The following is a 19026-nucleotide window of genomic DNA, read 5'->3' as shown; positions in this document are numbered from 1 at the left end:
TGTGGCGACCACGAGCGCCGGCATCCTGCTGTACCGGCTCGATCCTGACCCCGAAGTGCTCATCGCGCACATGGGCGGACCGTACTGGGCCGCGAAGGATGCCGGCGCGTGGTCGATCCCGAAGGGCGAGTTCGCCGACGGGGAAGAGCCGGCACTGGATGCCGCGCGCCGGGAGTTCCGTGAGGAGCTCGGCATCGACGCGCCGGACGTGCCCTACGCCGAGCTCGGCACCTACGCCTACTCGTCGGGCAAGCGGGTCACCGTGTTCGTGGCCGACGGCGCCGGCCTCTCGCTGGACGACCTGGAGTTCGGCGAGTTCGACCTGGAGTGGCCGCCGCGCTCCGGGAAGACGGCGTCCTCTCCGGAGGTCGACAGGGTCGAGTGGATGCCGCTGCCCGAGGCCCGCGAGAAGCTCGTGAAGGGCCAGCGCCCGGCCGTCGACGCGCTCGAGGAGCACCTGGCCGCCGCCGGCGCGTGAGCCGCGGCGCTGCCCTCGGTCGTTGAGCGAGGAGCGCAGCGACGAGACGAAATGTCCCGGGCTCAGCGGCCGTTCTTCGGGGCCGACGACACGTCGAGCAGCTCCTTGCCACCGAGCGACGACCACGCGCTCGCGACGCCCTTCGCGGCGTGCTCGGACGCCCGGACGGCCCGCTCGTCGGCCCACGCGTTGAGGACGTGCCCGGAGTGACCGCGCACGTGCTCGAGCTCGACGTCCGGCAGCCCGACGGCCCGGCGCGCGTCACGCGCCGTGATCAGCTGCTCGAGCAGGTCGATGTTCTTCGTGGGCGCGCCGGTCGAGGTCTTCCAGCCGCGGCGGCGGTGTCCGTCCATCCACTTCGTGTACGTGTCGATCGCGTACTTCGAGTCGGCCTGCACGACGAGGTGCTCGACGTCGGGGTGGTCCTCGATGGCCTTGAGCAGGCCCATCAGCTCGCCGATGTTGTTGGTGCCGACGGGGATCGAGCCGGCGGCCCAGTGGCCGTCCTCGCCGACCCAGGCCCATCCGGCCGGTCCGGGATTGCCCTTGCAGGCGCCGTCGGTGGCAACGATGTAGCGGTCGGTCACTCGGGCAAGGCTACCCGGCCCCGGAGCCCGGCTCGCGCTGCCCGACCCCGTTCATCTGTGCGAAATCGACCTCGGGACTCCCGCGGAACGACGATCTCGCACAGACGAGCAGCCGGGTGCGCATGACGGGATGCTCGGCTACCCGGTGCCCGGCTCGCGCTGCGCCCGCCACTCGGTGGTCAGCTGCGGCATCCGTTCGGTGAGGAATCGCAGGAAGTCGGCGATCTCACGCGCTCGCGCCACCGAGATCGGCGCGTGCTCGTTCTCATCCGCGATGCGATCCATGTGTGCGGCGAGCGCGGCGTAGAGCGGTGCGTTGGACGTGATCATGCCCGACCAGGCGTCGTCGGTGAGGTCGTACCTGTCCCGGCGGTCACCCGGCCGGGACAGCCGCTGGATCAGGCGCATCGACACGAGGTAGCGAACGGCGCCCGAGACCGCCGCCGCCGAGACTCCGAGGCGATCGGCGAGCTCCGCAGCGGTGTACCCCTCGTCGGGAGAGCCGACCAGCGCCATCATCACGCGCGCGGGCATGCGCGCCATGCCCGCGGCCGCGAGCAGTGCCGCCGCCTGCTCGGCGGCGTCCACACCCGGATGCTCCACCGTCATCGCACCTCCCCGTCTCGAACCTATCCTCCGGGTGCCAGCTCGCGTCGCCGCATCAGGGTGAGGGATGCCGCTGCCCCGGCCACCGCGACGATCACCAGCCATCCGACCCCGTTGCCGTCGATGCCGCTGCCGTCGGGGACCGGCACCGCGGCGAACGGCGAGAGCGCGACGATGTCGTCGTCGAGTCCGAAGATCGTGCCGAACAGCGCCAGGCAGGCCGCGACCAGGACGAGCGCCCAGCCCAGGCCGATCGTGAGGCGCGGGGCGAGAGTGAAGACGATCGCCGTGATCACCGTGAACACCATCGCAGCGATGCCCTGACCGGCACCCACGAGGAGCGCGTCCGCGGCCAATGACGAGTCCCCGCCGCTCACCGCGAGCGCCACCGTCGCCGCAGCGACCGCGGCGGCGACGATGATCGCGATGCCAACGAGGGCGACGACCAGGAAGGCGCCGAGCCAGGCGGCCCGGTCGACCGGAGTCCCGAGCGTCGCCTCGGCTGTGCCGTGCGTCTCCTCCTGCCGCGCCCGCTGCACCGTCTGCACGCCGAAGCAGGCCGCCAGCACGCCGACCATCACGAAGAACGTCACGATGAGCCCCTGATCCATCGAGCCCTCGGCGGCGAGCTGCTGCAGGATCGCCTGCACAGCCGGGTTGTCCGACGCCACCTCCTGGACGACCGAGGCGAGGGAGGTGGACAGCAGGCCGATGACCGCGGCCCCTACGGCCCATGCCACGAGTGAGCCGGCGCTCAGCCGCCACACCAGCCCCGCTGGACCGGAGAGGAGCGCCGTTGCCTCTGCACGCGCGGGGCGCGCCGCGAACACTCCCGACCCGACATCGCGCGCCGCCTGGAGCGCGAGCGAGACGGTCACGAGCACGGCGGACGCGCCGAGTGCGAGCAGCAGGGGCCGAACGTCGTCGTCGGCGAAGGGGCGAACATTCTCCGCCCACACGAAGGGCGACACCCACGCGAGGCCGCTGCTCGTCATGCGCGTCAGGGAGTCGTCGGCCGTGCCGACGGCGTTGCCGACACCGCCGACGATGAACGTCCCGACCAGAACGGCCACGGTCAGCGAGTTGGCCGCGCGGGCGCTGAAGAACAGCTGCGCAGACAGCAGCCCGACCGACAGGAAGACGACGCCGACGATCGCGATCGAGGTGCCCGTCAGCAGGCTTCCGGCCGGTGTCAGCCCGCTCAGCAGGAACGCCAGCGCTGCGGCGGCTCCGAGCAGGGCAGACGACAGGATGCCGTGGACCAGGGTCGCCGCGACAGGCATCCATCGGCCGGCGGTCGTCGCCGCCACCTGCTCGGCCCGGCCCGACTCCTCTTCGGCCCTCGTGTGGCGCACGGCGAGGAAGGATGCCATGAGCGCCGCCGTCATCGCGAGGAACGGCAGCACGAGGAACACGATGAACGATCCCTCGTCCGTCCCGGAGGGCAGGCCGCGGAACAGCAGGATCACCGGGTTGGCGACGGCCAGCGAGAGCAGTGACGTCCGTTCCTCGAGGGTCCCGAAGTTCTCGGTCACCCCCGCCGCCGATCCGTAGGCGAGCAGCAGCATCCCGAGCGTCCAGATCGTCAGCTGCACCGCGTCGCGCCGCAGACGCAGCCGCAGGAGCGCGCCGAACGCGTTCATCGGGCGCCTTCGAGCTCGTCGTCGCTCGCGACGCCGGCCGGGTGCTCGTGGCGCTGCGCGTCGTTCGAGAGGTCATCGCCGTAGTGGCGCAGGAAGAGCTCCTCCAGCGATGGCGGGTTGATCCGCAGACCGGCGACCTCGCGCCGGGCGAGCTCGGGCAGCATGCCGGCGACGGCGTCGCTGTCGACGGTGAACCTCACGCGGCCGTCCTCGAGCAGGGGATCGTGGGCTCCCGCGATGCCGGCTGCGGCCGCGGCATCCGAGCCTTCGAACGAGATCTCGGTGCGCGTGAGATGGCGCAGCTCGTCGAGCGTGCCGGACTCGACGATCTTTCCCGCACGAATGATCGAGACCCGGTCGCACAGCTGCTCGACCTCGGACAGGATGTGGCTCGACAGCAGCACGGTGGCACCCGCGGCCCGGACGCGGGCGATCTCGCGCCGGAACATCACCTCCATGAGCGGGTCCAGCCCGCTCGTCGGCTCGTCGAGGATGTACAGATCGGCCGGCACGGCGAACGCGGCGATGAGGGCGACCTTCTGCCTGTTGCCCTTCGAGTACGCGCGACCCTTCTTGCGCGGGTCGAACTGGAATGCCTCGCTCAGCCGCTCGCGCTCGCCGCGATACTCTGCGCCGCGTACGGATGCCCCGCGCAGTCGCGCCATGAGGTCGATCGCCTCGCCCCCGGAGAGGTTCGGCCACACGCTGATGTCCCCCGGCACGTAGGCGATGCGACGGTGGAGCGCGACGGCATCGCGCCACGGATCGGCTCCGAACACGGATGCCGCACCTCCGGTCGCCTTCGCGAGGCCCAGGAGCACCCGGATCGTGGTCGACTTGCCGGCCCCGTTCGGTCCGAGGAAGCCGTGGACCTGTCCCTCGCCGACGGCCAGGTCGAGCCCGTCGAGGGCGTGGACCCGTCCGTAGTGCTTGGTCAAGGCGGAGGTGCGGATGACGTCGGTCATGCGGCCGACGCTACGCCCGTTTCACAGATTTGTGAATACTGTGTTGCGATCTGACCGCCGACGAACACGCTTTGTATACGAATTACCCCGGAAAGGGAGCCGACTGGTCTGCTAGGTCCGCTTATGTATACAATGAGTCGTTGTCGATCGAGGAGGTGCGCACGATGAGAGCAAGTGACCGGGCCTACTCGACGCTCCTCGACGAGATCCAGGACGGCGCTCTGCCGCCGGGCACCGTCCTCGGCGAGGTCGAGCAGGCCGCCCGCCTCGGGGTCAGCCGCACGCCGCTGCGCGAAGCGCTCGGGCGTCTCGCCGCCGACGGTCTCGTCGCCCAGCAGTCCGCTCGCGTCACGGTCGTCACGGCGATCGACGCCGGCGACATCCGCGAGATCTTCGAGCTGCGTCGTGCGCTGGAGGAGTCCGCGGCCCGGCTCGCCGCAGAGCGAGGGGATGCCGCGGCCTTCGGTGAGCTCGCGAGCGAGTTCGCCGACGCCGACCTCATCGGCCGGGACGGGCTCGACGCGTACTACGCCGTCATCCGACGCTTCGACGAGGAGCTCGACGCCTCCGTCGCCAACGACTACCTCACCGCGGCCCTGCGGACCGTGCGCACCCACCTCGTGCGCGTGCGCCGGCTCGCGCGTGACAACCCCGACCGGCTCGCGGCATCCGTCGCCGAGCATCGCCTGATCGCCTCGGCGATCGCCGCGCGCGACGCCGACCTGGCCGCGCACGCCACGCACGTGCACCTGCACAACGCGCTCACCAACATCCTCGAATCCCTCACCGAAGGACGATCATGACCGTCATCCACCACCTCCGCGTCCACCGCAGCGACGAGAACCTCGCGCGCGAAGGGCAGCTCGCCTGGCACATCGCCGAGGTCGCCGCCGATCCGGTCGAGGTCGACGCCGACGTCGTCGACATGATCATCAACCGCGTCATCGACAACGCGGCCGTGGCCGCGGCATCCCTCACCCGCTCGCCGGTGAGCGCAGCGCGCCAGCAGGCACTCGATCACGCCGTGTCGGTCGGCGGCGAGGGCGCGACGATCTTCGGCTGCGCGCTCGAGCGCCGCACCTCGCCGGAGTGGGCGGCGTGGGCGAACGGGGTCGCCGTGCGCGAGCTCGACTACCACGACACCTTCCTCGCGGCGGACTACTCCCACCCCGGCGACAACATCCCGCCGATCCTCGCCGTCGCCCAGCACGTCGGCGCCGACGGGGCGGCGCTCGTGCGCGGCCTCGCGACGGGGTACGAGATCCAGATCGACCTCGTGCGGGCCATCTGCCTGCACAAGCACAAGATCGACCACGTCGCCCACCTCGGCCCCTCGGCCGCCGCGGGCATCGGCACCCTCCTCGGCCTCGACGTCGAGACGATCTACCAGGCCGTCGGCCAGGCGCTGCACACCACCACAGCGACCCGCCAGTCGCGCAAGGGCGAGATCTCCACGTGGAAGGCGCACGCCCCGGCCTTCGCCGGCAAGCTCGCCGTCGAGGCCGTCGACCGCGCGATGCGCGGCGAGACCTCGCCGAGCCCGATATACGAAGGCGAAGACGGCGTCATCGCGTGGATGCTCGACGGACCGGATGCCTCGTACGACGTGCCCCTGCCCGGCGCCGGCGAGGCCAAGCGCGGCATCCTCGATTCGTACACGAAGGAGCACTCGGCCGAGTACCAGGCGCAGGCCTGGATCGACCTCGCCCGCAAGCTCCACGGCGAGCACCCCGAGGTCGTCGACCCGAGCAACGTCGAGTCGATCGTGCTGCACACCTCGCACCACACGCACTACGTGATCGGCTCGGGCGCCAACGACCCGCAGAAGTACGACCCGAAGGCCTCGCGCGAGACGCTCGACCACTCGATCCCATACATCTTCGCCGTCGCACTGCAGGACGGCGGCTGGCACCACGTGCAGTCGTACGCCCCCGAGCGCGCGGGCCGCGAAGACACCGTCGCGCTGTGGCAGAAGATCACCACGGCGGAGGATGCCGAGTGGACGCGCCGCTACCACTCCGACGACCCGAACGAGAAGGCCTTCGGCGGCCGCGTGGTCATCACGCTCACCGACGGCACGGTCATCGAGGACGAGATCGCCGTCGCCGACGCGCACCCGCTCGGCGCCCGGCCGTTCGCCCGCGAGGACTACATCCGCAAGTTCCGGATCCTCGCCGAGCCCGTGCTCTCGACCGACGAGATCGAGCGGTTCCTCGGCCTCGCCGAGCGCCTGCCCGAGCTGACGGCCGAAGAGGTGCAGCAGCTGAACATCGTCGCGGAGTTCGGCGTGCTCGCCGCCGCGCCGGCGCCCAAGGGCCTCTTCTGATGCTGTACTCCACCGTCTCCGCCGCCGAGAAACGCCGCGTCTTCCGCGAGCGGCTCGCTTCGGGTGAGCTGCTGCGCTTCCCGGGGGCGTTCAATCCGCTGTCGGCCCGGCTCATCGAGCGGAAGGGCTTCGAGGGCGTCTACATCTCGGGCGCCGTCCTGAGCGCCGATCTCGGCCTTCCCGACATCGGCCTGACGACGCTCACGGAGGTCGCCGGACGCGGGCAGCAGATCGCCCGGATGACCGACCTGCCCGCGATCATCGACGCCGACACCGGGTTCGGCGAGCCCATGAACGTCGCGCGCACGATCCAGACGCTCGAGGACGCCGGGCTCGCCGGCACGCACATCGAGGACCAGATCAACCCGAAGCGCTGCGGGCACCTCGACGGCAAGGCCGTCGTCGACGAGGACACCGCCGTCAAGCGCATCCGGGCCGCCGTCGACGCACGCCGTGATCCGAACTTCCTGATCATGGCCCGGACCGACATCCGGGCCGTCGAGGGGATGGATGCCGCGATCGACCGGGCGAAGGCGCTGGTGGATGCCGGAGCGGACGCGATCTTCCCCGAGGCCATGCGGGACCTGGCCGAGTTCGAGGCGATGCGCAATGCTCTGGATGTGCCGATCCTCGCGAACATGACCGAGTTCGGGAAGAGCGAGCTCTTCTCGTCCGATCAGCTGCGCGACGCGGGCGTCAACATCGTGATCTGGCCGGTCTCGCTGCTGCGCATCGCGATGGGAGCGGCATCCCGCGCCCTCGACACCCTGAACGACGAGGGACACCTGACCTCCAAGCTGGGGGAGATGCAGCACCGGGCCGACCTGTACGACCTCATCGACTACGAGCAGTACAACCACTTCGACCAGAACGTCTTCGACTTCCAGATCGAGCGCTGAGCGCCACGACCGCCCCAGAGCCAAGGAGCACCACATGACCGACATCAAGAAGGGCCTCGCCGGGGTCGTCGTCGACTACACCGCCGTGTCGAAGGTCAACCCCGAGACGAACTCGCTGCTGTACCGCGGCTACCCCGTGCAGGAGCTCGCCGCGACCCAGTCGTTCGAGGCCGTGGCGTACCTGCTGTGGCACGGCGAGCTGCCCAACGACGTGCAGCTGGCGCAGCTCCGGGCGACCGAGCGCGCGTACCGGTCGCTTCCGGCCGACGTGCGCGCCGCGATCGACCTGGTGCCCGTCGACGCGCACCCGATGGACGAGGTGCGCACGGCCGTCAGCCTCATCGGCGCGCGCGACCTCGCCGGCACCGGCTCGGTGCTCGAGGTGAGCGGCAGCGCCGAGGAGAACCTCGCACGCAGCATCCGTCTCTTCGCGGTCCTGCCCGCCATCGTGGCCTACGGCCAGCGCCGCCGTCGCGGCCAGCAGCCCGTTGCCCCGCGCGATGACCTCGACTACGCGGCGAACTTCCTCTGGATGACCTTCGGCGAGGAGTCGCACGAGGTCGTCGTCGACGCCTTCAACCGCTCGATGATCCTGTACGCCGAGCACTCGTTCAACGCCTCGACGTTCACCGGCCGGGTCATCGCCTCGACCCTCAGCGACCTGTACTCGGCCGTCGTCGGAGCGATCGGCGCCCTCAAGGGTCCGCTGCACGGCGGCGCCAACGAGGCGGTGCTGCACATCTTCGACGAGATCGGCACCGCCGAGAACGTCGGACCGTGGCTCGACGAGGCGCTCGCCGAGAAGCGCAAGATCATGGGCTTCGGCCACCGCGTCTACAAGCGCGGCGACTCGCGGGTGCCCACGATGAAGGCCGCGCTCGACACGCTCGTCGAGCACTACGACCGCCCCGATGTCGCGGCTCTCTACGACACGCTCGAGTCCGAGTTCGTCGGCCGCAAGGGCATCTACCCGAACCTCGACTACCCCTCGGGCCCGGCGTACAACCTGATGGGCTTCGACACGCTCACCTTCACGCCGCTCTTCGTCGCGGCCCGCGTGACCGGGTGGACGGCGCACATCATGGAGCAGCTCGCCTCGAACGCGCTCATCCGCCCGCTGTCGGAGTACAACGGACCCGACGAGCGGCACATCGAGGGCTATGTGCCCGACGCCGCCGTGACGGCGGCCGCCGAGCGTGCGGAGGAGGCCGCCGAGTGAGCCTCTGGGTCGGCGACGTCGCCGGCATCGACCTGGCCGCGATGGCCGAGGGAACCCTGATCGAGAACCTCGGCATCGAGATCGTCGAGCTGCGCGACGACGCGCTGGTGGGACGGATGCCGGTGGACGGCCGCACCGTGCAGCCCGCCGGCGTCCTGCACGGCGGTGCGTCGGTCGCGCTCGCCGAGACCCTCGCCTCGTGGGCCGGCTACCTCGCGGTCGATCGCGACACCTTCCACGTGGTCGGACAGGAGATCAACGCCAACCACATCCGCCCGGTCTTCACCGGCTGGGTGACGGCGACGGCGACCCCGGTGGCGATCGGGCGTCGCTCGCAGGTGTGGGAGGTCCGCATCGTCGACGAGGCCGGCAAGCTCGCGTGCATCTCGCGGTGCACGCTCGCCGTCATCGAGCAGCGCAGCACGTACGGGACCCCGGGGGAGCGCGGCGCTGCCTGAGGCGCGTCGCCACTTCGCAGGAGATCGCCACTTCGCAACACCATTACGCACCGTGCGGTCTCGCAAAGTGGCGATCTCTGTCGAACTGGTCATGCCGCACGCAGTGCAAGCGGTTGCGCTCAGGCATCCGCCGCGGGACCAGCGCATGCTCGGGACGCCCAGAATGAGCGCATTCTCATGATGTAAGCGCTTGCAGTTTTCGGGCATCCGCTGCTAGCGTCGGCGACACACTGCACCACTGGCACGTCGCCGTGCCCTCTCTCCCCCAGGAGTACTTCCGTGTCGAAGCCGACATCCGCACGTGTCCGCCGTTCCGCCGCGATCCTCACCGCGTCGGCCCTGATCCTCACCGGGGGCATCGTCGCCGCGGCGCCCGCCGCCGCCGCCGAACGCAGCTTCGCACTCGTCGGCTCGCTGCAGCAGGAGCTCGGCTGCCCGGGCGACTGGCAGCCCGACTGCGACGTCACCGACCTCGTCGCCACCGGCACGCCCGGCGTCTACGCCAAGACCTTCGAGGTGCCGGCCGGGTCGTGGGCGTACAAGGTCGCCGTCGACAACGCGTGGACCGAGGCGTACGGCATCGACGGCAACGACATCCCGCTCGAGATCGCAGGACCCGCGACACTGCGGTTCGTGTTCGACGACAACACCAAGCGCGTCGGCGTCGAGGCGCAGTCGCTGCGTGCCGGGTACACCGAGGACGACAGCACGCTCGTCGCCGACCCCGTGCGCCAGCCCGGCAGCGACGAGCAGTTCTACTTCGTCATGACCGACCGCTTCGCCAACGGCGACCCCGCCAACGACACCGCGGGGATCGAGGGCGACCGGCTCGAGCACGGCTTCGACCCGACCGACAAGGGCTTCTACCACGGCGGCGATCTGGCCGGCCTGCGCGAGAAGCTCGACTACATCGACGGGCTCGGCACCACGGCGCTGTGGCTGACGCCGAGCTTCAAGAACCGCCCGGTCCAAGGCACCGGCACCGACGCCAGCGCCGGCTACCACGGGTACTGGATCACCGACTTCACCCAGATCGACCCGCACCTCGGCACGAACGACGAGCTCAAGGCCCTGATCACCGACGCCCAGGCACGGGGCATCAAGGTCTACTTCGACATCATCACGAACCACACCGCCGACGTCATCGGATACGAAGAAGGCACGCAGGCCTACGTCCCGCAGGCGACGAGCCCGTACCTCGATGCGACCGGCGTCGCCTTCGATCCGGGCACGTATGCCGGGACCGGCCAGTTCCCCGACCTCGATCCGGCGACCAGCTTCCCGTACACGCCGGTCATCCCGGCAGAGGACGCCGAGGTCAAGGTTCCGGCGTGGCTGAACGACCCCACGCTGTACCACAACCGCGGTGACTCGACCTGGGCCGGCGAGTCCGTCACCTTCGGCGACTTCGTCGGACTCGACGACCTCATGACCGAGCATCCGACGGTCGTGAGCGGCTTCGTCGACGTCTACCAGGACTGGATCGACCTCGGCATCGACGGCTTCCGCATCGACACCGCCAAGCACGTGAACTTCGAGTTCTGGGAGGAGTGGTCGGCCGAAGTCCTCGACTACGCCCACGCCCAGGGCAAGGACGAGTTCTTCATGTTCGGCGAGGTGTACGACGCGGACCCTGCCAAGCTCTCGCCGTACGTACGGAACTCCGACATGAACTCCGTGCTCGACTTCACGTTCCAGGCGCAGGCCACCGCGTACGCGAAGGGCGGCGTGTCAGGCAAGCCGACCGCGCTGCAGACGCTGTTCGCCGGCGACGACATGTACACCACCCCGGACTCGTCGGCCACGGCGCTGCCGACCTTCCTCGGCAACCACGACATGGGCCGCATCGGCTACTTCCTCGCCGGCGCCGACGCGCTCCAGCGTGATGAGCTCGCGCACGAGCTGATGTACTTGACGCGCGGCCAGCCCGTCGTCTACTACGGCGACGAGCAGGGCTTCGCCGGCGCCGGCGGCGACAAAGACGCCCGCCAGACGCTGTTCGCCACCGAGACCGCCGCGTACGCGAACCAGCCGCTCGTCACCGGCGAGCAGGCCGGCAGCGTCGACCGCTACACCACCGACGCCCCGCTGTACGAGCACATCGCCGCGCTGTCGGCGCTGCGCTCCGAGCACCCGGCGCTGTCGACGGGCGCGCAGATCGAGCGCCTCGCCGACGACGCGTCCGGCGTCTACGCGTTCAGCCGCGTCGACCGCGGCGACAAGGTCGAGTACCTCGTCGCCACCAACAACTCCACCGCCGCCAAGACGGTGTCGATCTCGACGCTGACGACGGACGCCGCCTTCGCGCCGCTGTACGGCGGAGGCGCGGCGTTCACGACGGACGCAGCCGGGGTCGGCTCGGTTACCGTGCCTGCGCTGTCGTCGGTCGTCTTCACGGCCGACGGCCCGGTCACCGCGCCCACCGAGGCGGGCGCGATCACGGTCACCGTGCCCGAAGCGGGCGCCGGGCTGAGCGGAGTCACGCCCATCGGTGCCGACATCCCCGACAGCGTCTGGGCCGAGACGAGCTTCTCGTGGCGCGTGGTCGGCGACGACGAGTGGCACGCCCTCGGCACGGCCGAGGACACGTCGCCCCGCGTCTTCCACGACACGGCGGGGCTCGCGGCGGGCACGCTGGTCGAGTACCGGGCGGTGTCGACGGATGCCGCGGGCCAGCGTTCCGCGGCATCCACCTACGCCTCCGTCGGCCACCGCGTCAACGTGACCGTCCCCGAGGAGCCCGAAGAGCCCGAGCAGCCTGAAGAGCCCGAGCCGCAGGAGCCCAAGGAGTACGGCTCGGTGAGCGTGCCCGGCAGCTTCAACTCCGAGGCAGGGTGCCCGGAGGACTGGCAGCCCCCGTGCGCGAACGTCCAGATGGTGAAGGCCGAGGGCGACATCTGGCGCCTTGCGCTTCCCGACCTCGCCGCAGGCGACTACTTCTACAAGATCGCCACCGAGGGCAGCTGGGCCGAGAACTACGGCACCGGCGGAGCGCCGGGCGGGTCCGACATCGCGCTGTCCCACGACGGTGGAGCCATCACCTTCTACTTCGACTCGCGCACGAAGAACATCTGGTCGACGGCCGACGGGCCCGTCATCACGCTGCCCGGCTCGCTGCAGAAGGAGCTCGGCTGCACCGACGACTGGCAGCCCCAGTGCGTCGCGACCATGATGTTCGACCGCAACGCGGACGGCGTCTTCCAGTTCACGACCGACGACCTGCCCACGGGCTCGTACGAGGTCAAGGTCGCGCACAACCTCAGCTGGGACGAGAACTACGGCGCCGGTGGCGCACCCGGCGGCGCGAACATCACGTTCAGCGCCACCGAGGGCAAGGTCGTCACCTTCCGCTACAACCTCGAGACGCACGTCCTCACGGTGAAGGCCAGCGACCCGCCGCTCGCGGGCACCGGTGAACTGCGCGCGCACTGGATCGACGCCGAGACCATCGCCTGGCCGGCAGATCTGGGCTCGACGGCAGCGGATGCCTCGTGGCAGCTGCACGCCTCGGCCGACGCGACCCTCGCCCTCGCCGACGGCGAGATCAGCGGCGGCGACGCCATCGACCTCGCCCGGATCGACGGCGGCCTCACCGCCGAGCAGAAAGAGCGCTTCCCCGCGCTCGCCGGCTTCACCGCCCTGCGCATCGACGGAGCGGATGCCGCGGCCCTGCTGAAGGGTCAGCTCACGGTGTCGCAGCGCGATGCCGGCGGCATCCTCAAGGCGTACACCGGGGTGCAGATCCCGGGCGTCCTCGACGACCTCTACGCCGACGCGGTCTCCGACGTGACGCTGGGCGTGACGTTCACGAAGGGCGCGCCGGTCTTCCGGGTGTGGGCGCCGACCGCGCAGTCCGCGACGCTGCTCACGTGGGAGGCCGGCGCCGACGGCGACCCGGTGCGCCACGGGGCGACGTGGGACGCGGCATCCGGAATCTGGAGCGTTGCGGGTGCGAAGGCGCTGAAGGGCGACGAGTACCTGTGGGAGCTCGCGGTCTACGCCCCGACCACGGGGGAGATCGAGACGAACCAGGTCACCGACCCGTACTCGCTCGCGCTGACGCTGAACTCGGAGCGCTCGGTGGCGATCGACCTTGCCGACAAGCAGTGGAAGCCGAAGCAGTGGGAGAAGGCGAAGGCTCCGGTCATCGACAGGCCCGTCGATCGCGCGATCTACGAGCTGCACATCCGGGACTTCTCGATCACCGATGAGACGGTGTCCGAGGAGGAGCGCGGCACGTACCGGGCATTCACGCGCGACAGCGCGGGCACCGCTCAGCTGCGTGAGCTCGCGGATGCCGGCATCAACACGGTGCACCTGCTTCCGTCGTTCGACATCGCCTCGATCGAAGAGGACCGGTCCGCCCAGGCCGTGCCCGACTGCGACCTGGCCTCGTTCGGACCCGGCAGCGAAGAGCAGCAGGCGTGCATCGAGAAGGTCGTCGACGCCGACGGCTTCAACTGGGGCTACGACCCGTACCACTACTCGGCTCCCGAGGGCTCATACGCCGTCGACCCCGAGGGCGGCGCGCGGGTGCACGAGTTCCGCGAGATGGTGGGTGCCCTGCACGACATGGACCTGCAGGTCGTGCTCGACGAGGTGTACAACCACACCGCCGCGGCGGGCCAGGCCGACAAGTCGGTGCTCGACCAGGTCGTGCCGGGCTACTACCACCGCCTGAACCTGGCCGGAAACGTCGAGACCTCGACCTGCTGCCAGAACGTGGCGACCGAGCACGAGGTCGCGCAGAAGCTCATGGTCGACTCCGTCGTCACGTGGGCGCGCGACTACAAGGTCGACGGCTTCCGCTTCGACCTCATGGGCCACCACTCGAAGGCGAACATGCTCGAGATCCGGGCCGCTCTCGACGAGCTGACGCTCAAGAAGGACGGCGTCGACGGCACCGCCATCTACCTCTACGGCGAGGGCTGGAACTTCGGCGAGGTCGCGAACAACGCCCTCTTCGAGCAGGCCACGCAGGGACAGTTGGGCGGCACCGGGATCGGCACGTTCACCGACCGTCTCCGCGACGCCGTGCACGGCGGCAGCCCGGTGGCCGGCGAGACCTTCCAGCAGCAGGGCTTCGGAACCGGCCTCGGCACCGACCCGAACGGCGCGCCCATCAACGGCACGCCCGAGCAGGCGCTGGCGGACCTCGCGCACCAGACCGATCTGGTGAAGCTGGGTCTCGCGGGCAACCTGCGCGACTTCACGCTGACCGCGTCGGACGGGACTGTCAAGGCGGGCGACGAGCTCGATTACCGCGGCGCTCCGGCCGGTTACGCCGACCAGCCCGACGAGATCATCACGTACGTGGACGCTCACGACAACGAGACGCTCTACGACCTGTCGGTGCTGAAGCTGCCGGTGGACACCTCGATGGCGGACCGTGTGCGCATGAACACGCTGTCGCTCGCGACGACGACGTTCTCGCAGACCCCGTCGTTCTGGCACGCCGGCACGGAGCTGCTGCGTTCGAAGTCGCTCGACCGCAACAGCTACAACTCGGGCGACTGGTTCAACCGCATCGACTGGACCGGACAGGAGTCGACCTTCGGCTCGGGCCTGCCGCGCGCGGCGGACAACGTCGACAAGTGGCCGACGATGAAGCCCCTGCTCGAGGACCCGACGCTCAAGCCCGCAGCCACCGACATCGCGGCGGCCGAGGCATCCGCTCTCGAGCTGCTGCGGGTGAGGGAAGAGGTGGGGCTGCTCCGCCTCGGATCGGCCGAGCTCATCCAGGAGAAGGTGTCGTTCCCGGGCAGCGGCCCCGGCGCCACGCCGGGCGTGCTCATCATGCTCATCGACGACCTCGTGGGTGAGGACGTCGACCCCGAGCTCGAGGGAGCGCTGGTCGTCTTCAACGCCTCGCCCGAGTCTGCGACGCAGACTCTGCCCGAGCTCGCCGGTCGAGGGTTCGCGCTGAACGCGATCCAGGCCGGGGGTGCGGATGCCGTGGTGAAGACGACGCAGTGGGATGCCGCGACCGGCCAGGTCACGATCCCGGCGCGCTCCGCGGTCGTGCTGGTCGACAAGGCCGACGCGCGCACGGCGGTGCTCGCGGCGCCGGACCGGCTCGTGGCGAAGCAGGGCTCGACCGTGAACGTCGTCGGAAAGGTCGTCTCGGCGGACGGCGCCGCTCCGGTCGGCACGGTCACCGTGACCGATCGCGGCACGGTCGTCGCGACGGTAGAGCTGACGGCGGCCGACAACGGGAAGGTGAAGGTGGCTCTGCCCGCGCTCGCCCGGGGCGTGCACCTGCTGCGCATCTCGTTCGACGGCGGCGCCGGCTTCGCAGACTCGCGGTCGGTGGTGCCGGTGCCGGTGCTGATCTACTAGCGGGCTGTTCGTGCATCGCTGAGAAACGGGCGGGCGAAATCGCTCAGTTCGGGGGCTCGACGGCTCCGGGCTGCGGTTTCGCCCGCCCGTTTCACCGCGCCGGCGTTCGACGGCGCCGGGCCACGGGATCATCCCTCCGGGGGATGCGCGTGATACCTCAGGCCGACGCCCTGCGCTGACGTGCTCCGTAGCGTCGAAGGCATGACAGCGACCAGCCCGATCCAGACGTCCGCCCGTGGAATCTCGGCCGCCGGAGCGCTCCTCCTCGCCGTGGCGGGCAACATCCTGGTCGTCGCTGTGGTGGCGGTCACGCTGGGGTTGGCGACCGCAGCGGCGTTCCTCGTGTTCGGGGCGGGGCTGCTCGACGCCTTCTAGGCGACGGTCAAATGTCCGAGAAGTCGTTCGCCGGCGCCTGGATCCTGACGACGGCACCGTCATCGACCTGCACGGTGACGAAGACGATTCCGACCTCGCCAGGCCGCTGGAGCGACTGAGTATCTGCAACCTTCAACTCCCCGAGGTCGAGATAGTCGGCGATCCCGTCTTGGTCGGCATCCCAACCGTCACGACCGCCCGCGGCGATGACCGCCGCGCGGCTTGAGCCGACGGACAAACCCTCCAGCGTCTCGACCGGAACGTCGCCCACGGACGGCGCGAGGAGGCTGACGCTCGCGCTCCCGTCGGTGGTGACGGTGACGACTACCTCATCCCACGTGTGCCGAGTGCCCCACGGTTCTCCGTAGAGGTCGATCTCCTCGGCCTGCGGCTCTTCCCCCGTCAGATCTTCGACGAGCACGACAAGAGCCTCTCCGTCGTCCGCGTATGAGAACTCGGTCATCTCGCCGTCGTTCGTGTACGTGACGCCCTCGATCCCGATGATCAGCTCACCGGGGGGAGCGGGCGTGGGCGTCGGAGTCGGGGACTCCGCGATCGCCGATTGCGAGGGCGCCGCGGCCGGTGACAAGGCGGGGGCGCAGCCCGTCAGCAACAGGGCAACTCCGACGAGCGAGGCGGGGACGTGTCGTGCGCGCATGGGATGAACCTATCGGCGGCGGGATGCCGCATCCGGTATCCATCCACAGCCGGCGGTCGACCGTACGCGGAAAGAATCTGAGACGAAGTGTCGACTTCGCCGTGGGCCGTGCGACGCCCGAAGTGAGGGTGGTGTGTGGCCGCCCCGCCACGGAAGGATCAGACCATGAAGTACATGATGTTCGTCGTCAGCGACCCGCAGCCCGACTCGTCGCCGGATGAGTCCGACATCGACCTATGGGTCGACCCGCTCGACGCCAGCGGCAAGCGGGTCATCGGCGAGGTCCTGGCGCCGCCCGCCGAGTCGACGGTGGTGCGCGTTCGCGGCGGCAAGGTCCTCACGACGCGGGGTCCGTTCGCCGAGACGAGCGAGGTGATCCTGGGCTTCGACATCCTCGAGGTGGCCGATCTCGACGAGGCGATCGACATCGCGTCGCGGCATCCGATGGCCCGGAACGGGCAGATCGAACTGCGCGCCTTCGCGCCGTGGGACGAGTAGGACGCTGAGCCGACCGACCCCGGGCGCACTCCAGTGCCCGGGGTCGCCGCGTCCGCACCCGGAATACTCGTCGCTATGACTGTCTCTCACACGATCTCCGGCCTGCCGTTCCCGCTGTCGTCGGCGCACCCCGACTGGCGGGTGGGCGCGAACGAGGTGGCGACCCGCGCGGCCGAGCGCAGCGACCTCTTCGCGGACCCCGCCGGTGACGGCAGTGCGCAGCTCGACGCCGTGAGGCTGCTCGGCACGCCGCCTGCCGGCGACTTCGTCCTCTCGGCCCGCGTGCGGGTGGGATTCCGAGCCACCTTCGACGCCGGCGTGCTGCTGATCTGGGTCGATGAGCAGCACTGGGCGAAGCTGTGCTTCGAGTACTCGCCCGACCGGGAGCCGATGGCCGTCTCGGTCGTCACGCGCGGAGTTTCCGATGACGCCAACGGCTTCACCGTCGAGGCAGAGGAACTGTGGGTGCGCATTGCGCGGATCGGCTCGGCCTACGCCTTCCACGCTTCGACGGACGGGTCGAGGTGGGCGTTCGTCCGGTACTTCGCGCTGCCCGACACGTCGGTCGCCCAGTTCGGGTTCGAGGCGCAGAGCCCGATGGGCGAGGGGTGCGACGTCGAGTTCGCAGAGATCGCGTTCGAGCAGCGCACCCTCGGTGACCTTCGCGACGGAAGCTGACCGCTCGAGCCGATATTCGGTCTCCCTCGCATTTACATGGACGTCCATGTAAAATCAGCACCGTGCCAAAGACGGCACGGTGACTTTCATCACGATGCCCCACGAGGGCGAAGCGATGAGGCTGAAGGAGCAACGATGTCCATGACGATCACCCCCACCCCGGCGCTGTCCGACGACGAGCGCGCGGCCATCCTCGAAGCGGTGCGGGACTTCGCGCAGTCCGAGCTCGCGCCGCACGCGCTCGAGTGGGACGAGAACAAGACGTTCCCGCGCGACACGCTGCACCTGGCCGGCCAGCTCGGTCTCGGCGGCATCTACGTGCGCGATGACTTCGGCGGCACCGGCCTCTCACGCGCGGACGCCGCCGCGATCTTCGAGGAGCTCGCCGTCGGCGACCCCGCGATCGCCGCGTACATCTCCATCCACAACATGGTCGCGTGGATGATCGACACCTACGGCGCCGATGCCCAGCGTGAGGAGTGGCTGCCGCTCCTCACGTCTATGCAGGGCTTCGGCAGCTACTGCCTCACCGAACCCGGGGCGGGCTCCGACGCCGCCGCCATCACGACGACGGCGATCCGCGAGGGTGACGAGTTCGTGCTGACGGGCGTCAAGCAGTTCATCTCGGGTGCGGGCGAGGCATCCGTCTATGTGGTCATGGCGCGCACCGGGGAACCGGGCGCGCGCGGCATCACCGCGTTCCTCGTTCCGGCCGACGCCGCGGGACTGTCGTTCGGAGCGAACGAGAAGAAGATGGGCTGGAACGCGCAGCCCACGCGACAGGTCCTGTTCGATGAGGTGCGCGTGCCGGCGACGAGCATGCTCGGCGCCGAGGGGCAGGGCTTCAAGATCGCGATGTCGGCGCTCAACGGCGGCCGCGTGAACATCGCGGCGTGCTCGCTCGGCGGCGCGCAGTGGGCGCTTGACCAGGCGATCCGCTACGTGCACGAGCGGTTCACCTTCGGCGAGCCCCTTGCCGAGAAGCAGTCGGTGGTCTTCACCCTCGCCGACATGGCCACCGAGCTGCGCGCCGCGCGCGCACTGGTGAGGGATGCCGCCGCCGCCATGGACGCGAAGGCTCCCGACGTTTCGATGCAGTGCGCGATGGCCAAGCGCTACGCGACGGACGCCGGCTTCAAGATCGCCAACGAGGCCCTGCAGCTGCACGGCGGCTACGGGTACCTCCACGACTACGGCATCGAGAAGGTCGTGCGCGATCTGCGCGTGCACCAGATCCTCGAGGGCACGAACGAGATCATGCGCGTCATCATCGGCCGCGAACTGCTGGGAGCCTGAC

At 69.9% G+C, this 19026-nt stretch carries 16 protein-coding genes; 11 read left to right on the top strand and 5 right to left on the bottom strand.

What is annotated here, in order from left to right:
- The first annotated feature begins 1 nt into the window (after position 1).
- The gene (locus ASD56_RS03495) at positions 2 to 478 is read left to right on the top strand and encodes an NUDIX domain-containing protein (RefSeq protein ID WP_055961210.1); all 477 of its coding nucleotides are present in this window, start codon (positions 2 to 4) and stop codon (positions 476 to 478) included.
- 62 nt (positions 479 to 540) lie between these two features.
- Here ASD56_RS03495 and ASD56_RS03490 read toward each other — a convergent pair whose 3' ends face one another.
- The 4 genes from ASD56_RS03490 to ASD56_RS03475 all read right to left on the bottom strand — a co-directional run bounded on the left by ASD56_RS03490 (position 541) and on the right by ASD56_RS03475 (position 4279).
- Positions 541 to 1065, bottom strand: a complete 525-nt coding sequence (locus ASD56_RS03490; RefSeq protein WP_055961207.1) for a ribonuclease H family protein — start codon at positions 1063 to 1065, stop codon at positions 541 to 543.
- 138 nt (positions 1066 to 1203) lie between these two features.
- On the bottom strand, positions 1204 to 1674 hold the full coding sequence (locus ASD56_RS03485) for a GbsR/MarR family transcriptional regulator (protein WP_055961204.1): 471 nt from the start codon (positions 1672 to 1674) through the stop codon (positions 1204 to 1206).
- Positions 1675 to 1694: 20 nt separating this feature from the next.
- Complete coding sequence (locus ASD56_RS03480) at positions 1695 to 3314, bottom strand: ABC transporter permease (protein ID WP_055961202.1); 1620 nt, start codon at positions 3312 to 3314, stop codon at positions 1695 to 1697.
- On the bottom strand, positions 3311 to 4279 hold the full coding sequence (locus ASD56_RS03475; RefSeq protein WP_055961199.1) for an ABC transporter ATP-binding protein: 969 nt from the start codon (positions 4277 to 4279) through the stop codon (positions 3311 to 3313). Before ASD56_RS03475 ends, ASD56_RS03480 begins: the two co-directional genes overlap by 4 nt.
- Positions 4280 to 4443: 164 nt before the next feature.
- Here ASD56_RS03475 and ASD56_RS03470 point away from each other — a divergent pair, with 164 nt between their 5' ends.
- The 7 genes from ASD56_RS03470 to ASD56_RS16120 all read left to right on the top strand — a co-directional run bounded on the left by ASD56_RS03470 (position 4444) and on the right by ASD56_RS16120 (position 15895).
- Positions 4444 to 5082, top strand: a complete 639-nt coding sequence (locus tag ASD56_RS03470; protein ID WP_055963575.1) for a GntR family transcriptional regulator — start codon at positions 4444 to 4446, stop codon at positions 5080 to 5082.
- Entirely contained in the window at positions 5079 to 6605 is a 1527-nt protein-coding gene (locus ASD56_RS03465; RefSeq protein WP_055961196.1) for an MmgE/PrpD family protein, read from the top strand. The genes ASD56_RS03470 and ASD56_RS03465 overlap by 4 nt, the downstream gene beginning before the upstream one ends.
- The gene (prpB, locus tag ASD56_RS03460) at positions 6605 to 7504 is read left to right on the top strand and encodes a methylisocitrate lyase (protein WP_055961193.1); all 900 of its coding nucleotides are present in this window, start codon (positions 6605 to 6607) and stop codon (positions 7502 to 7504) included. The genes ASD56_RS03465 and prpB overlap by 1 nt, the downstream gene beginning before the upstream one ends.
- A 34-nt stretch (positions 7505 to 7538) precedes the next feature.
- Positions 7539 to 8723 (top strand): bifunctional 2-methylcitrate synthase/citrate synthase, encoded by a 1185-nt coding sequence (locus ASD56_RS03455; RefSeq protein WP_055961190.1) that lies wholly within the window; start codon positions 7539 to 7541, stop codon positions 8721 to 8723.
- Positions 8720 to 9181 carry a hotdog fold thioesterase gene (locus ASD56_RS03450; RefSeq protein ID WP_200947452.1) on the top strand — a complete coding sequence of 154 codons (462 nt, stop codon included), beginning with the start codon at positions 8720 to 8722 and terminating at the stop codon, positions 9179 to 9181. Before ASD56_RS03455 ends, ASD56_RS03450 begins: the two co-directional genes overlap by 4 nt.
- Positions 9182 to 9460: 279 nt before the next feature.
- On the top strand, positions 9461 to 15520 hold the full coding sequence (pulA, locus tag ASD56_RS03445) for a pullulanase-type alpha-1,6-glucosidase (RefSeq protein WP_082541224.1): 6060 nt from the start codon (positions 9461 to 9463) through the stop codon (positions 15518 to 15520).
- 201 nt (positions 15521 to 15721) lie between these two features.
- Positions 15722 to 15895 (top strand): hypothetical protein, encoded by a 174-nt coding sequence (locus tag ASD56_RS16120; protein ID WP_157535747.1) that lies wholly within the window; start codon positions 15722 to 15724, stop codon positions 15893 to 15895.
- Between the two features lie 7 nt (positions 15896 to 15902).
- Here ASD56_RS16120 and ASD56_RS03440 read toward each other — a convergent pair whose 3' ends face one another.
- Positions 15903 to 16553 carry a hypothetical protein gene (locus ASD56_RS03440; protein WP_055961188.1) on the bottom strand — a complete coding sequence of 217 codons (651 nt, stop codon included), beginning with the start codon at positions 16551 to 16553 and terminating at the stop codon, positions 15903 to 15905.
- 165 nt (positions 16554 to 16718) lie between these two features.
- On the opposite strand from ASD56_RS03440, the gene ASD56_RS03435 reads away from it, so the two are divergent.
- From ASD56_RS03435 to ASD56_RS03425, 3 genes are all read left to right on the top strand, one after another.
- Positions 16719 to 17051: a YciI family protein gene (locus ASD56_RS03435; protein ID WP_055961185.1), complete on the top strand. Its 333-nt coding sequence runs from the start codon at positions 16719 to 16721 to the stop codon at positions 17049 to 17051.
- Between the two features lie 75 nt (positions 17052 to 17126).
- Entirely contained in the window at positions 17127 to 17729 is a 603-nt protein-coding gene (locus ASD56_RS03430; protein WP_055961182.1) for a DUF1349 domain-containing protein, read from the top strand.
- Between the two features lie 135 nt (positions 17730 to 17864).
- Positions 17865 to 19025 (top strand): acyl-CoA dehydrogenase family protein, encoded by a 1161-nt coding sequence (locus ASD56_RS03425; protein WP_442922374.1) that lies wholly within the window; start codon positions 17865 to 17867, stop codon positions 19023 to 19025.
- The last annotated feature ends 1 nt before the right edge of the window (position 19026 follow it).

It is taken from the genome of Microbacterium sp. Root166, from assembly GCF_001427145.1.
In the GTDB taxonomy this organism is placed as follows: domain Bacteria; phylum Actinomycetota; class Actinomycetes; order Actinomycetales; family Microbacteriaceae; genus Microbacterium.
The sequence above is the reverse complement of the archived record's forward strand: the minus strand, read 5'-3'. Positions and strand labels throughout refer to the sequence as shown.

Bases quoted from the DNA above. Each gene is read 5' to 3' on its own strand.
- prpB (WP_055961193.1), top strand. From the start codon at position 6,605: ATGCTGTACTCCACCGTCTCCGCCGCCGAGAAACGCCGCGTCTTCCGC.
- ASD56_RS03435 (WP_055961185.1), top strand. From the start codon at position 16,719: ATGAAGTACATGATGTTCGTCGTCAGCGACCCGCAGCCCGACTCGTCG.
- ASD56_RS03425 (WP_442922374.1), top strand. From the start codon at position 17,865: ATGTCCATGACGATCACCCCCACCCCGGCGCTGTCCGACGACGAGCGC.
- ASD56_RS03485 (WP_055961204.1), bottom strand. From the start codon at position 1,674: ATGACGGTGGAGCATCCGGGTGTGGACGCCGCCGAGCAGGCGGCGGCA.
- ASD56_RS03440 (WP_055961188.1), bottom strand. From the start codon at position 16,553: ATGCGCGCACGACACGTCCCCGCCTCGCTCGTCGGAGTTGCCCTGTTG.
- ASD56_RS03475 (WP_055961199.1), bottom strand. From the start codon at position 4,279: ATGACCGACGTCATCCGCACCTCCGCCTTGACCAAGCACTACGGACGG.
- ASD56_RS16120 (WP_157535747.1), top strand. From the start codon at position 15,722: ATGACAGCGACCAGCCCGATCCAGACGTCCGCCCGTGGAATCTCGGCC.
- ASD56_RS03455 (WP_055961190.1), top strand. From the start codon at position 7,539: ATGACCGACATCAAGAAGGGCCTCGCCGGGGTCGTCGTCGACTACACC.
- ASD56_RS03480 (WP_055961202.1), bottom strand. From the start codon at position 3,314: ATGAACGCGTTCGGCGCGCTCCTGCGGCTGCGTCTGCGGCGCGACGCG.
- ASD56_RS03470 (WP_055963575.1), top strand. From the start codon at position 4,444: ATGAGAGCAAGTGACCGGGCCTACTCGACGCTCCTCGACGAGATCCAG.
- ASD56_RS03430 (WP_055961182.1), top strand. From the start codon at position 17,127: ATGACTGTCTCTCACACGATCTCCGGCCTGCCGTTCCCGCTGTCGTCG.
- ASD56_RS03465 (WP_055961196.1), top strand. From the start codon at position 5,079: ATGACCGTCATCCACCACCTCCGCGTCCACCGCAGCGACGAGAACCTC.